This window comes from Algoriphagus antarcticus, from assembly GCF_002150685.1.
Classification (GTDB): domain Bacteria; phylum Bacteroidota; class Bacteroidia; order Cytophagales; family Cyclobacteriaceae; genus Algoriphagus; species Algoriphagus antarcticus.
The window spans coordinates 62,113-75,238 of the sequence record NZ_MSSW01000046.1; the positions used below are offsets into that span (position 1 = coordinate 62,113).

General features: G+C 41.4%; 11 protein-coding genes and 1 tRNA gene. 5 read left to right on the forward strand and 7 right to left on the reverse strand.

Annotated elements, in window-relative coordinates:
* Positions 1-42: 42 nt before the first annotated feature.
* Complete coding sequence (locus tag BVH04_RS15730) at positions 43-534, forward strand: phosphoribosyltransferase family protein (RefSeq protein WP_205635871.1); 492 nt, start codon at positions 43-45, stop codon at positions 532-534.
* Between the two features lie 4 nt (positions 535-538).
* Complete coding sequence (gene panB / locus BVH04_RS15735; RefSeq protein WP_086542424.1) at positions 539-1,360, forward strand: 3-methyl-2-oxobutanoate hydroxymethyltransferase; 822 nt, start codon at positions 539-541, stop codon at positions 1,358-1,360.
* A 163-nt stretch (positions 1,361-1,523) separates the two neighbouring features.
* On the opposite strand, the gene BVH04_RS15740 is transcribed toward panB, so the two are convergent.
* From BVH04_RS15740 to BVH04_RS15760, 5 genes are all read right to left on the reverse strand, one after another.
* Positions 1,524-2,729 carry a glycoside hydrolase family 57 protein gene (locus BVH04_RS15740; protein ID WP_086542425.1) on the reverse strand — a complete coding sequence of 402 codons (1,206 nt, stop codon included), beginning with the start codon at positions 2,727-2,729 and terminating at the stop codon, positions 1,524-1,526.
* The gene (locus BVH04_RS15745) at positions 2,726-4,012 is read right to left on the reverse strand and encodes a glycosyltransferase family 4 protein (protein WP_086542426.1); all 1,287 of its coding nucleotides are present in this window, start codon (positions 4,010-4,012) and stop codon (positions 2,726-2,728) included. The genes BVH04_RS15740 and BVH04_RS15745 overlap by 4 nt, the downstream gene beginning before the upstream one ends.
* A 9-nt stretch (positions 4,013-4,021) precedes the next feature.
* A complete protein-coding gene (locus BVH04_RS15750; RefSeq protein WP_086542427.1) occupies positions 4,022-5,938 on the reverse strand; it encodes an amylo-alpha-1,6-glucosidase in 1,917 nt (638 codons plus the stop codon).
* Between the two features lie 342 nt (positions 5,939-6,280).
* A tRNA-His gene (locus tag BVH04_RS15755) sits at positions 6,281-6,356 on the reverse strand.
* Between the two features lie 76 nt (positions 6,357-6,432).
* Positions 6,433-7,776 (reverse strand): dihydroorotase, encoded by a 1,344-nt coding sequence (locus BVH04_RS15760; protein ID WP_086542428.1) that lies wholly within the window; start codon positions 7,774-7,776, stop codon positions 6,433-6,435.
* 47 nt (positions 7,777-7,823) lie between these two features.
* Here BVH04_RS15760 and BVH04_RS15765 point away from each other — a divergent pair, with 47 nt between their 5' ends.
* Entirely contained in the window at positions 7,824-9,194 is a 1,371-nt protein-coding gene (locus BVH04_RS15765) for a DEAD/DEAH box helicase (protein ID WP_086542429.1), read from the forward strand.
* Between the two features lie 85 nt (positions 9,195-9,279).
* Positions 9,280-10,443, forward strand: a complete 1,164-nt coding sequence (locus BVH04_RS15770; protein WP_086542430.1) for an alpha/beta fold hydrolase — start codon at positions 9,280-9,282, stop codon at positions 10,441-10,443.
* Between the two features lie 34 nt (positions 10,444-10,477).
* Here BVH04_RS15770 and BVH04_RS15775 read toward each other — a convergent pair whose 3' ends face one another.
* Both BVH04_RS15775 and BVH04_RS15780 read right to left on the reverse strand, forming a co-directional pair.
* Entirely contained in the window at positions 10,478-10,930 is a 453-nt protein-coding gene (locus tag BVH04_RS15775) for a DUF3995 domain-containing protein (protein WP_086542431.1), read from the reverse strand.
* A gap of 20 nt (positions 10,931-10,950) precedes the next feature.
* Positions 10,951-12,252, reverse strand: a complete 1,302-nt coding sequence (locus BVH04_RS15780) for an amidohydrolase (protein ID WP_086542432.1) — start codon at positions 12,250-12,252, stop codon at positions 10,951-10,953.
* 87 nt (positions 12,253-12,339) lie between these two features.
* Here BVH04_RS15780 and BVH04_RS15785 point away from each other — a divergent pair, with 87 nt between their 5' ends.
* Positions 12,340-13,098, forward strand: a complete 759-nt coding sequence (locus BVH04_RS15785) for an SDR family oxidoreductase (RefSeq protein ID WP_317045505.1) — start codon at positions 12,340-12,342, stop codon at positions 13,096-13,098.
* Positions 13,099-13,126: the final 28 nt, after the last annotated feature.

The window sequence follows — 13,126 nt, forward strand, 5'->3', positions numbered from 1 at the left end:
ATCCAAGTAGAATTGGACTAATTTTCATTTTTGAAAAACACCATGAGCGAAGTACTCAATCACCAGCAGATAAAGAAGAAAATCACTAGAATGGCCTATGAGATTTATGAGAGAAATCTCAACTCAAAAGCCGTGGTTTTTGCTGGGATATCAGGAATGGGAATAATTCTTTCCGACCTTCTAGCCGCAGAACTTCGGGCAATCTCTCCACTTACTATAGAGCAAACTGAAGTTATTCTGGACAAGGCACATGTATCTTCTGAAGAAGTGGTGCTTACGAATGAGATAGATTTGCGGGGAAAAACCTTGATTTTGGTGGACGATGTGCTCAACACCGGAAAAACTTTGGTGTACGCGATGAAGCCTTTTTTGGAGGAGGAACTTTATAAAATGGAAATAGCAGTCCTAGTCAATCGTAGCCATGGTCTTTTCCCAATCCGACCTGATTACACAGGATTCGAACTTTCTACTACACTCAATGAACATATCAAGGTAGATTTCTCAGGAGATAATTACTTCGTTTATCTACATTAATATTATGTCAGTACACTCGTCTGCAAATGTAAAAAGAATTACTACGCACATCCTTCAGGAGATGAAAGAGCGTGGTGAGAAGATATCCATGCTTACAGCTTATGATTACTCCATGGCCAAAATCGTGGATGCAGCTGGGATCGATATTATTCTAGTCGGTGATTCGGCTTCCAATGTCATGGCTGGTCATGAGACTACTTTACCGATCACGTTGGATCAAATGATTTATCATGCCTCCTCAGTGGTAAGAGCGGTGAGTAGGTCATTTGTGGTAGTAGACATCCCATTTGGAAGCTATCAGGGAAATAGCTCTGAGGCCTTGCGCTCGACGATTCGGATCATGAAAGAATCTGGTGCGCATGCAGTGAAGGTGGAGGGCGGTTCTGAGATCAAAGAATCTATAGCCAGAATACTAAGTGCGGGAGTTCCGGTAATGGGGCATTTGGGATTGACCCCTCAGTCAATTTACAAGTTTGGGACATACACCGTGCGGGCAAAAGATGAATCTGAAGCAGCGAAACTGCTTGAAGATGCAAAGCTTTTGGAAGAGCTGGGATGCTTTGCCATAGTCGTAGAGAAAATTCCCGCTGACTTCGCAAAGAAAGTGGCTGAGGCGGTATCAATTCCTGTGATTGGGATTGGCGCTGGAGGCGGAGTAGATGGGCAGGTGCTTGTTGTCCACGATATGCTAGGAATCACACAGGAATTCAAACCGAGATTTTTAAGGCAATATGCCGACTTGGAAGGAATAATGATGAAGGCTTTTGGGCAATATATTAAAGACGTGAAGAGCAAAGACTTTCCAAATGAGAAGGAGAGTTATTAATCAGATAAATAAATTTGGAGCCTTTCGCGCTCTTTATTTTGCCTAAAATATTAGATTGCTGGAGATGAGTACTGGTAGTTTCATTGATCAAATTACTAACTCCTACAAAATCAAAAAGACCGGTGATCGTCGGTCTTTTTGATTTTAAAATGTGAATTGTCTTTTAGTCCTGCGAAAGAGATGTTTTTTCTTTCACTCTTATCATGAAATCGCTGAGCACATTCATATAATTGATAAATGCTTCGTACGGTGACTCATAAGGACTGAAATACGCGTGTATATCTCCATCGGAAAAGAATTTGGTACACATGTAGTAAAAGTGATCACTGGTCTGTAAGTAAGTCCAATCACGCTGAATATCATCATCATCAATATTCTTTACCAATTTCTCCATATCATACAATCTATCGAAGGCTTCGTCCTGCAGATCATTCCCTAGCCAGGCAGTTAAATCACGCTCTTCATCCGCCCAGGAGATTGGAATAGGAACATGTATCTTTCCAACAGGAGAGATCTTAGCGGCAACTTCAGACGGCGTTGAGAATGTGAAGTTGGTCTTACTGAACACTGCCTCAGGAAGTGCTTTCATAAATTCAAAAATCCCGGTCTCTGCCCACTGATGCTCCCCAAAAGTCTCATAATCCATAAACAGATTAATCGTCTCTTCCTCATCAGGAACATTATTTATCCATTTTACAAACTTGTCTGTTGTGAGCGGATAATCCTCCCAACTTTTGTTGCCAAATCTAAAGGCAATATCATCGGAAAGTTGGAAGTTTTTCAGCAACACTTTTAACTTGGGATCGATGCTGTTGACATATACATAATTAGGGCTTTTCCAGCCGAGTACGTGCTTTGCTCCCTCAGTCAAAATGGCTTCAAATCCCATTTCTGCTACCATTGCTCCTATCTGATCCGAATAGATTAGCTCTGTATTTCTAAAAACTTTTGGTTGGTAGCCATTGAAGAGTTTCTTTATTTTTTCTTGATGTTTTCTCACCATACTTTGAAATTCATCCTTGCTTTTCAAAGCTGCTAAGGTGTGTGCGTATGTTTCATTTAGCAACTCACAATGACCTGTAGCCACTAGCTTTTGAAAACTTTCAAGCACATCTGGAGCGTAGGCCTCTAGCTGATCCAGAAAAACACCTGACATGGAGAAACTCACCTTAAAGGCTCCATTGTATTTATGAATCATTTCCAGTAGCAAGGCATTCATGGGTAAGTAGCATTTCTGAGCTACTTTTCTCATGATACTGCGATTGGAAAAATCGTCCCAATAATGATGATCGTCTCCGATGTCAAAAAAACGATAAGGCTTCAGACGGTATGGCTGATGGACCTGAAAGTAAAAGCATATGGTTCTCATGGTTTCTGTGATAATGTTTTCTGGTACACAGTGACAAGTTTTTCAGCCACATGCTCCCATTTCAATTTTTTCAATTCTTCAGTTCCCAGTTCTTTGAACATTTTGGCAATACCATCATAGTGGAGCAATGCGAAAATGGCATCTGCCATAGAGTCAATATCCCAAAAGTCAATTTTGATCGCATTATTAAGGACTTCAGCCACTCCGGATTGTTTGGATATAATCACCGGCGTGTTATGTCGCACAGCTTCCAAAGGAGAAATTCCAAAAGGTTCTGAGACGGAAGGCATCACATACACATCTGAAATAGCATACATATGATCCACATCATCTCCTTTGAGAAAGCCCGTGAAGTGAAATTTCGTACCCATCCGTAATTCAGCTACCCGATCAATCATTCGATTCAATAGGTCGCCGTTTCCAGCCATTACAAAACGAACATTAGGATCTCTCTCGATGACTTTTTTGGCTGCTTCCACAAAATATTCAGGACCTTTTTGGAAGGTGATTCTACCTAAAAAGGTTACGATTTTCTCTGGTACTTTCTTCTGGTAGTTGGATTTGATAATACTGGCATCCAACACAGCATTGTGAAGTACAGTTATTTTGTGAGCAGGAACTCCGTATTTTTTGATGATTATGTTTTTGGTCAACTGACTAACCGCGACTACATGGTCGGCAGCATGCATTCCAGCTCTTTCGATGTCATAGACCACCTGATTGACTGATTCTCCCGAGCGATCAAATTCAGTCGCATGGACGTGGGCGACAAGGGGTTTACCGCTGATTTCCTTAGCTGCAATTCCTGCAGGGAAGGAAAGCCAATCATGGGCATGAATGATGTCATGTTCCTTGTCTTTGGAGATGTGGGCTGCCACAAGCGCATAACGCGAAACCTCCATCATCAAGTCTTTGCCGTATTTACCGCTAAACTCAAATTTATTTGAAAATACACTTTCAGCTACGTCAGTCCTGTCATGGATTGTATAGTCCGTGTATTTCTTAAATTGGTCTGGCCCCAGATAGGGAACCAAAAAACTACTCACTTCTAAGTAAGTGAGGTTTTTCCAGAATTTCTTGAACCGTTTTTCACGATAATCAATGGTGATATCACTTGCGTTGACAAAATCTGCCAGCGGTTCTTCATCGCCCCAAAGTTTAGGTACAACAAATATGATATCTTGTTTATGGTAAGCCAACCCCTTGACCAAACCATAGCACGCTGTTCCAAGACCTCCAGAAATATGTGGCGGGAATTCCCACCCAAACATTAACACCTTCATAAAAGTCTATTATATCTTTTTGACCAAATCCATCATTCTAAGCAATTCTGATACGCTCCAAGCCTGCGAAATCGAGCCTTTCGGTCGATGTGGCGGGTCCCCGTCGTAAATTTCTGCCACTGCTCCCACGCCATATTGCGTCATTACCCCGTCAAAACCTTTTACTATTTTCTGGATAAAATTCGCTCCTGATTTTCCATGAAGCCTTATATATCCTTCTACAAAATGCCCCAATGGCCAAACCCACACGGTACCATTATGGTAAGCTTGATCTCTGCTGATCTGGTCTCCGAAATAGTATCCTTTGTAAGCAGGGTCGTCTGGAGAAAGAGAGCGCATTCCTCTTGTGGTAAGAAGTTTTGATTTTGCAGTTTCAAGTACCTGATCACATTTATCATCACTTAGCATTATATAGGGCAATGAAGTCGCAAAAACCATATTTGGTCTAATAGACCAATCTTTTTCATCCCCGTTGACATAATCTGCCAAATGACCATGTTCGTCTGACCAAAACTCTGTCTCGAAGCTGCTTTTTACTTTTGCGGCATAATTTGCAGCATCTTCATCGCCTGTCAATTCATGGTAAAAGCAAAGCGCATTGTACCAAAGTGCTTGGATTTCCACTGGGCATCCTATTCTAGGTGTGACGGGCCCGTCCGGTGTCACAGCATCCATCCAAGTAAGTGCTTTTCCTTCTTCACCACCGTAAACTAGCCCATTTTCCTGCACATGGATATTGAATTCTGTTCCTTTAATATACCCATCGATAATCCCCTTCATTTTTCCTAGGTATCGATCCTTGACGGTTTTACTGTCGCCAGTGTAGATTATATATTGTTGCAATGCCCAGAAGTACCACAGCGGGGCATCTATAGAATTCATATTGGTCATCACTCCGCTGCCTACATTGGGGAAAAGAGGTCCCTTCAAGTCACGGGACATCGTGTCCATGATATCTAGAAAAGTCTTCGAGTCTCCAATAGTTAAAGTAAGACCAGGAGCTGCTACGAAGGTGTCTCTTCCCCACCAGCCAAACCATGGATAGCCGGCAATAACTCTGGTATCTCCATCACGCTTTCTTAAAAATTGGCCAGCTGAGTTTTTGAGGCAGTTTACAAAATTGCTTCTCGGGATTCTTCTAGCGATTTCTTTCTCGAAAGCATTCTGACGTGTTTTTGGATCTGCTTCTGTCAGTCCTGCGGAAAATATGACAGATTCTCCTTTTTCAATATCAAACTCGAAATATCCAGGAACATACAAATCTTCCTGATAATCATATCCGCGCTCACGCTCTAGAATGTATTCTATATTATAAAACCAATCTGGTGCAGGGACAAAATCTACTTTCTTGGAAACTTGTAAGTAAAGCGGGTCATATGCTTCGTAAAGATGGAAAATCGCACCATTGGGAGCTTTTTTGTATTTCTTATTTATAAAAGTGTTTGCCTTACTTAAATCGTGGTATCCTCTAAATGCCAAAAATGGTTGGATTCGTATTTTGGTAGGCGAGTGCGCATCCAGCAAGGTGTACCGAATCATCAGACGGTCTCTATTTGTATCCAAAATCAATTCTTTTTGCAAAAGCACCCCTCCTACGCGGTAGGTCAATTTGGGAATGGGCTCAGAATCGAAATCCTCTAGATATTTATGACCTCTTGGCGAGTAATTTCCAGGGAATTTGCTAATTCCTAGATTAAAACTTGCTCCATGTTGGATTACCGTTTCGTGCACCGTTGAGAGCATGACATGGTTTTGAGAGTCTATTTGAGGCTGAGGGGCTACGAGTAGTCCGTGGTATTTTCTTGTGTTGCAGCCAATAATAGAAGTACTAATGTATGTACCTGACCGATTAGTTCTGATTATTTCCCTTTCGAGGGAATAATTCAGATTGACTAGTTGTGTTTTATCGAAATGGATATAACTCATGTGCGAAAAATTCTATGTTGCTAAAAATAGAGTTTTGCGCGGACAAGAAAAATGAAATGGAAAAAAATAAAGGTTATGTTGCCATAACCCTTTGTTTTTGTAAAGATTTTCAAGAATGAATCGCTTCTTTTTGGATTTCCTCGAAATTTCTAAGCGATTCTTCAAATTTCATCAAGTAGCTTTTTGCCATGCGAATGTTGATGGGTTTTACCTGAGGAAATTTCGGCGAAGTTTTGAACAAAGTAAACATCTGAAGTTGGTTTAGTTCTAGCAGGATTTATCAAATGCTGTGCCAATAGGGCTTCTACTACTAAAAAAGCCCCTCAAATTGAGGGGCTTTTAGGGTGAAAGACCGGGTTCGAACCGGCGACCTCTGGATCCACAAACCAGCGCTCTAACCAACTGAGCTACAATCACCATTTGTACGTCTAGACTGGTTTCTTCCAAACGGTCTGCAAAAGTAATAATTATGCTGAACCAGCGCAAGATGATTTCTAAAAATTTCTTGAAAATTTAAGACGTTCTCCTTTTTTGTCTTCGTAGAATGCTCCGTTTTCGTACGCTAAATGTCCAGAAACGACTGTGTGCGTGACTTTTGACTGGAAAGTATGCCCTTCAAAAGGTGACCAGCCACACTTGGATAAAATATTTTCCCTGCCGACTTTCCACGGGTTATTTAAGTCCACCAATACCAAATCAGCATAATATCCTTCCCTTATAAATCCTCTCTCTTTAATATTGAATAGCGTAGCCACATTATGGCACATTTTCAATGCGATTGTTTCCAAGCTGATTTTCCCTTGATGATAGAAGTCAAGCATGGCGACTAAGCTGTGTTGATTAAGTGGCCCGCCAGAGGGAGCTTTGGTGTAAATCTGTGCTTTTTCCTCTAGCGTGTGAGGTGCATGATCTGTGGCGACCACGTCAATGGTACCGTCGAGCACCGCATTGAATATGGCCTCCCTGTCTTTAGCCGTTTTTACCGCAGGGTTCCATTTGATGAGATTTCCTTTGGTATCATAGTCAGCTTCAGAAAACCACAAGTGGTGGATGCAGGCCTCAGCAGTTACTTTCTTCTCTTCCAGCGGAATAGTATTGGTGAAAAGCTCCAGTTCTTTCGCAGTACTGATGTGAAGAATGTGAAGGCGAGTACCGTATTTTTTTGCCATGGCCACAGCACGGCTGGATGCATCGTAGCAAGCCTCCTCAGATCTGATTTTAGGGTGAAATTTTACTGGGATATCCTCACCATAAATAGATTTGAATTCATCTAGATTTGCTTTGATGATGCTATCGTTTTCGCTGTGGATAGCGATGATCGCTTTACACTCCTTAAATATTCCTTCTAAAGATTCGATGTTATCCACTACCATGTTTCCAGTAGAGGAGCCCTGAAAAATCTTCAACCCACAGACTTCATCGAAATTGACCTTCATGATCTCATCCAAATTGCTATTGGTCGCTCCCATGAAAAAGGAATAGTTGGCCAAAGAAACTTCCGAAGCTCTTGAATATTTCTGCTCAAGCAATTCCACAGTAGTTGCTTGAGGAATAGTATTCGGCATTTCCATATAAGAAGTAGTACCACCGGCCACTCCAGCTTTTGCTTCGGTGTAAATCTCGGCTTTGTGAGTTAGTCCCGGCTCTCTGAAGTGCACCTGATCGTCAATTAGTCCCGGGAAAAGATATTTCCCAGAAGCATCAATATGGATGTCAGCCTTCTCTGCGCTGAGATCTTCTCCCAGTTTTGAGATTCTTCCATCTTCTACTAGCATATCGCCCGGACTTATCCGGCCTTCATTGACTATATTTGCACCGGTGATCAGAATACTTTTCATCTTTACTCCATTTAGGATTTTACTATTTCAACCAAAATTAACGAATCATGAGCAATGAGGCCTCAACTTTTGAAGCATTTAAGCTAAATCGACAGCTATTAAATGCCGTAGCAGATGCTGGCTATGTTCATCCCACACCTATTCAGGAAAAAGCTATACCACTAGCTCTTGCTGGGCATGATGTGTTGGGGATTGCTCAGACGGGCACTGGAAAAACTGCAGCTTATGTGTTGCCTCTTCTCATGAAAGTGAAATATGCGCAAGGTGATCATGCTAGAGCAGTGATTTTGGCTCCAACTCGTGAGTTGGTGATGCAGATCGAAGAAGTTGTTCTTCAAATGGCAGCTAATACCGATCTGAGGATGGTGGCGCTTTATGGTGGATTAGGACCAAAAACTCAGATAGAAATCTTGGAGAAAGGGGTTGATATTATTGTTTCTACTCCTGGGAGATTTCTGGATATCTATAGAAAAGGAAAAATCCTGACAAAGGAAATCAAAACGTTGGTTTTGGATGAAGCGGACAAAATGATGGATATGGGCTTTATGCCTCAGATCCGCTCAATTTTGGAAATTATTCCTGTGAAAAGACAGAATTTATTGTTCTCAGCAACTTTTGGAGAACGTATAGATCGCTTTGCAGCTGAGTTTTTAGAGTTTCCAGAGCGAGTTGAGGTGACTCCGCAAGCTACTACCGCAGAAACTATTGGTCAGATCAAATACTTAGTGCCAAATATTAGGACAAAACTCAACCTTCTTGCGCAGCTTTTTAAGAATGAAGAGGTCAATAGAGCTATCATATTTACTCGTTCCAGAAGAAATGCAGAGGAGGTTTTTACATTTTTAAATAATCGGAACTTCGGCCAAGTCAGAGTTATTCATGCGAATAAAGGGCAGAACACACGGATCAATTCTATCGAAGATTTTAAAGGTGGAGAAGTTCGGATTTTGGTAGCTACGGATGTTGCTTCCAGAGGATTGGATGTAACGATGGTTTCTCATGTGATCAATTTTGATGTGCCGCTTATCTATGAGGATTATGTACACAGAATCGGCAGAACTGGCAGAGCAGAAAAAGAAGGAAAAGCAATTAGTTTTGTCAATCCAGCAGAGACTTATCACTTCGAAAAGATCGAAGAAATCATACGGATGAAGGTGGACGAATCACAAATCCCTGATGACGTGGATGTGACTGTAACTCCCTATGAAGAAAAGCAAGCCTATGCTCGTGAACTTGACCGCTTGCTACAACGCGATAATCCAGATTATAAGGGAGCTTTTCATGAGAAAAAGGCTCTTCCCAATGCTCATCCGCATCAAGAAAAAGAAGTGGAGAAAAAGCGTGGGAATAAAAACTCCAAAGCCAAGACCAATAGAAATCAGATGAAGACAAAGCATCAGAAGAACAAGGGGAAATAAAAAGCCAAATGGGTTTTGAGTTAATTTTCTATAAATCTAATGTTCAACTATTAGATGATTTGGGTGAAATGATAAAATTAGAGATGTGAAACTAACCCTGATTTTTATCTTTTCCATTTCTAAACTAAATGCCCAACCGTACTTAGTCCCCTACGACCATCACCTTCCTAACTCAAGGAAAATAGAAGTTCAAGTTGAGTTTTTGAATGAGTTTAATGCAGAAAGGGAGACCGTATTTCTTCTGGAAGATGCATTTGATGATCTTTTTATGCACTTTAATGAATTGCTGGATTTTACCGAATCCAGCAATTTTGTTTTGATCAAGGGTCGGAAGAATAGCGAAGAACTGAAGAGAGGCGTAATGCATTCTGGGAAGCCAGATTATCAATTGGCTTATAAGCTTTTCAATCAAGATCAAGTGGCTCGGGATATAGAAGTGATCAGAAAGGTGCTTCTTGGAGATAAGAAGGTGATTTTGTTGGGGTATTCCTCGGCTGCTATGGTTTTGCAGCATTACCTCTCCTTATATCCTCAGCAGGTAAGTAGGATGATCAGCGTCAATCCCTTGGTTTTTGATATTCAAAAGAACCTTGGTTTTCCGGAGTTCAATTTGTCCTTTCCTACTTTAAAATTCAGTCCAGAACAGCTTTTCGATTTCAGTTACTATTCCAATTTTAACCGACAAATGTCAAGCGCAAAAAGCGCTTCATATAGCAGTCTGATTGGTTTTTTGAGCTATCGGGATGTACTGAGAGGGTTTTCCCATAAAATTTATTTTGAAAATGATTTCGCTCTGCAAGTTCGATTGTTTGAACATTCCATCGCACTTTCTGGATTTCAAAACACTTCTCAGAAGCCGAATCCCAACTTTGAATTAATGAAAAAGTGGTCTGAGGCAATTTGGAATACCTACTTAGAAACAAACTTCCCAGTGTTCGGAACGAACTATGATGATTTGCTTCACTTTCAGGGTAAAGTGGTACTGATAGGAGGTGCTTTCGACCAGTTGATTTATCCCAAGTCATACGACATACTTGCGGAATTCTATTCCAATTCCACTTTATTACTTCTTAAAGATGGTCATGCATTTCAGAAAACTTCAGGAAAAGAGGGAATGCACCAACTAGTCGAAGCATTTATTACCAATGATTTTGAAAAGAAGATAGCTGCCTATAAAAAACTATCCGAAGCAAACCTCATTTTTGAAAAATACAGCGAGGGAGATTTTAAAATCCCGCCTTTGTTTTGATTCTCATTGCCTAGAAAACAAAAATCCCGATTCATTACGAACCGGGGTTTTTTGTTAGTTCCTGTTTTTTACTTATCAGCACAAATCCAATTATGGCTATTGTTAAGCAAAGGGGAGAATAAAGGAGGTTGTCATAATTGGCAAATTCCGTTGAATTAATTTTTTTGAAGAAACCAATGTATTTGAAATCACCCATAGCTCTCAACGCAAATAGTATTGGGATAGACCACATACCTATCGTTTTGAGCCAATAAGGAAACCTGTCTTTTTTTGAGATAAATGTAACCCAGTAAAAGATGCCAAACAGAACCAATGCAACTCCGATGATTATGCTATCAAGAGTCTTTGGATTAAGTAGGCGAATCCCGTGCTCATCTGTAGGTAATGTGCTTTCAAACCCCCACTGTCCACCACATGCCCAATAAAAATGAATTAAAGCAAGTCCAAAGAAGATTGCTATTAAGAGTGTCGCGAGTGTTGATTTCATTATTCATGTCTAACTACTCCCTACTTTTTTAGCCCCAGATAATCCACCACAAAGTAGCTCATCACACGCACGCCAAGTGTAAATCCACCCTCGTCGATATAGAATCCAGGTGTGTGGTGTGAAGGTGTAGTAAGTGGATCACCGCCTTTTTTCATACCTCCCAGAAAGATAAACACACCGGGCTTTTCCCGCTGGAAAAAGCTAAAATCTTCCGCCCCAGTCACAGGGTTCAAATAGATTAAATTTTCAGCACCAGCTGCCGCTTCCAAAGTTGGCAGCATTTCCTTCGTCAGGTCAGGGTCATTGACAGTGGAAGGATATAGTTTCTCGATTTTCAGATCTACTGTAGCCCCAGCGCTTTCGGCTATGTTAGTCACGATCTGCGTGATTCGCTTATGGACTAGCGTCTGCTGCTCATCGCCAAAAGTCCGTATGGTACCGATCATGTCCACTTCCTCTGGGATAATGTTATGTCGAATTCCCCCATGAATGGCTCCAATAGTAACAACAGCAGGATTCTGGGTGACATTTACGTTTCTAGAAAGAATGGTTTGCAATCCCATAATGATCTGCGAGCTGGTCACGATAGGATCTACACTTGACCAAGGATAAGCACCGTGAGCTTGGACGCCTTTTACTGTGATCTCCAGGTTATCCACAGCTGCCATTATCGGTCCAGATCTGTAGCCGATTTTCCCAACTTCTGTTTGGGAATTGATATGTAAACCGAAAACAGCATCCACATCGTCCATCACCCCTTCTTTTACCATAAGCTCAGCTCCGGCTATTTCAGCATCATAGACTCCTTCTTCAGCAGGTTGGAACAGGAACTTCACTGTTCCTTCCAGGTCATCCTTCATGCTGGCCAGGACTTCTGCCACTCCCATGAGTATGGCTACGTGCGTATCGTGACCACAAGCATGCATCACTCCCGTTTCTTGGCCATTGTAAGTGGCGGTGTTTACAGATTTGAACGGCAAATCATTCCTCTCAGTAACGGGAAGTGCGTCCATATCTGCCCGTAGAGCTACAGTTGGGCCAGGCTTTCCGCCTTTCAAAACGCCAACTACTCCTGTCACTGCTACATTTTCTGTCACTTCTATACCAAGTGACCGAAGGTGCTCTGCTATTTTCTTTGCTGTACGAACTTCCTGATTTCCCAATTCGGGATGCATATGGATATCCCGGCGCCACTCAACTACTTTTGATTCGATTGAGTTTGCTTTTGTGTCGATCGCTGACCGAAGATCAGTTTGTGCGAAAAGAGTTCCCGATCCGATCATCATCGGTACAAGGAATAGGGGGCGTAAGAATTTTTTCATGGTTGGTGATTTGATTTGCTATAATCCAAATTTAGAAAAATTGGCTAATGCTCAAGCTTTTTGGAGTATTAAGCCTGTAAACTCTTTTTGAAAAGAACTATTTGCCCTGAAATGACTTTGTACTATAAATCATTTGAACAAGAATCTATGCAACTCAATAATCAGATAGCTGTAGTCACCGGCGTCAGTAAAGGAATCGGACTGGAAGTAGTCAAATTGTTAATTGAAAAAGGAACGGTCGTGGCGGGCTGGGGAAGAAATGCTCCGGATTATCAGCATGAAAATTTTTATTTTTTCACCTGTGATGTTTCTAAGGAAGATTCAGTGGAAAAAGCCTTCCGGGAAACGACAGGCAAACTGGGCACAGATATCAGAATTCTTGTCAACAATGCTGGATTTGGGGTAGCTGGAGATACGGAAACTTTTTCCACAGAAGACTGGAAAGCCATGTTTGATACCAATGTCCATGGGATTTTCTACACGGTAAAACGATTGATTCCTGGAATGAAAGCAGCTGATGAAGGACATATACTGAATGTAGCATCCATTGCAGGGTTAAACGGAGTAAACAAATTTGCTGGATACGTCGGGACGAAGCATGCTGTTCGTGGGATTTCTCATTCCCTTTATATGGAACTTAGGGATTTTGGAATCAAGGTTTCCACTATTTTCCCCGGTTCTATTCAAACCAATTTCTTCGATGATATCGAAGGTGCCAGTGCCAATGAAAATATGATGAGACCGATCGATGTAGCAACTACAATGGTGCAAACATTAGAAACCCACCCAAATTACTTCGTGGCAGATGTGGAATGCAGACCTTTGAGACCGAAAGGAAAGAAATAGGGAGATATTATTTTGTATTAAATACAAC

Bases quoted from the DNA above. Each gene is read 5' to 3' on its own strand.
- BVH04_RS15740 (WP_086542425.1), bottom strand. From the start codon at position 2,729: ATGAGAACCATATGCTTTTACTTTCAGGTCCATCAGCCATACCGTCTG.
- panB (WP_086542424.1), top strand. From the start codon at position 539: ATGTCAGTACACTCGTCTGCAAATGTAAAAAGAATTACTACGCACATC.
- BVH04_RS15775 (WP_086542431.1), bottom strand. From the start codon at position 10,930: ATGAAATCAACACTCGCGACACTCTTAATAGCAATCTTCTTTGGACTT.
- BVH04_RS15780 (WP_086542432.1), bottom strand. From the start codon at position 12,252: ATGAAAAAATTCTTACGCCCCCTATTCCTTGTACCGATGATGATCGGA.
- BVH04_RS15765 (WP_086542429.1), top strand. From the start codon at position 7,824: ATGAGCAATGAGGCCTCAACTTTTGAAGCATTTAAGCTAAATCGACAG.
- BVH04_RS15750 (WP_086542427.1), bottom strand. From the start codon at position 5,938: ATGAGTTATATCCATTTCGATAAAACACAACTAGTCAATCTGAATTAT.
- BVH04_RS15730 (WP_205635871.1), top strand. From the start codon at position 43: ATGAGCGAAGTACTCAATCACCAGCAGATAAAGAAGAAAATCACTAGA.
- BVH04_RS15745 (WP_086542426.1), bottom strand. From the start codon at position 4,012: ATGAAGGTGTTAATGTTTGGGTGGGAATTCCCGCCACATATTTCTGGA.
- BVH04_RS15760 (WP_086542428.1), bottom strand. From the start codon at position 7,776: ATGAAAAGTATTCTGATCACCGGTGCAAATATAGTCAATGAAGGCCGG.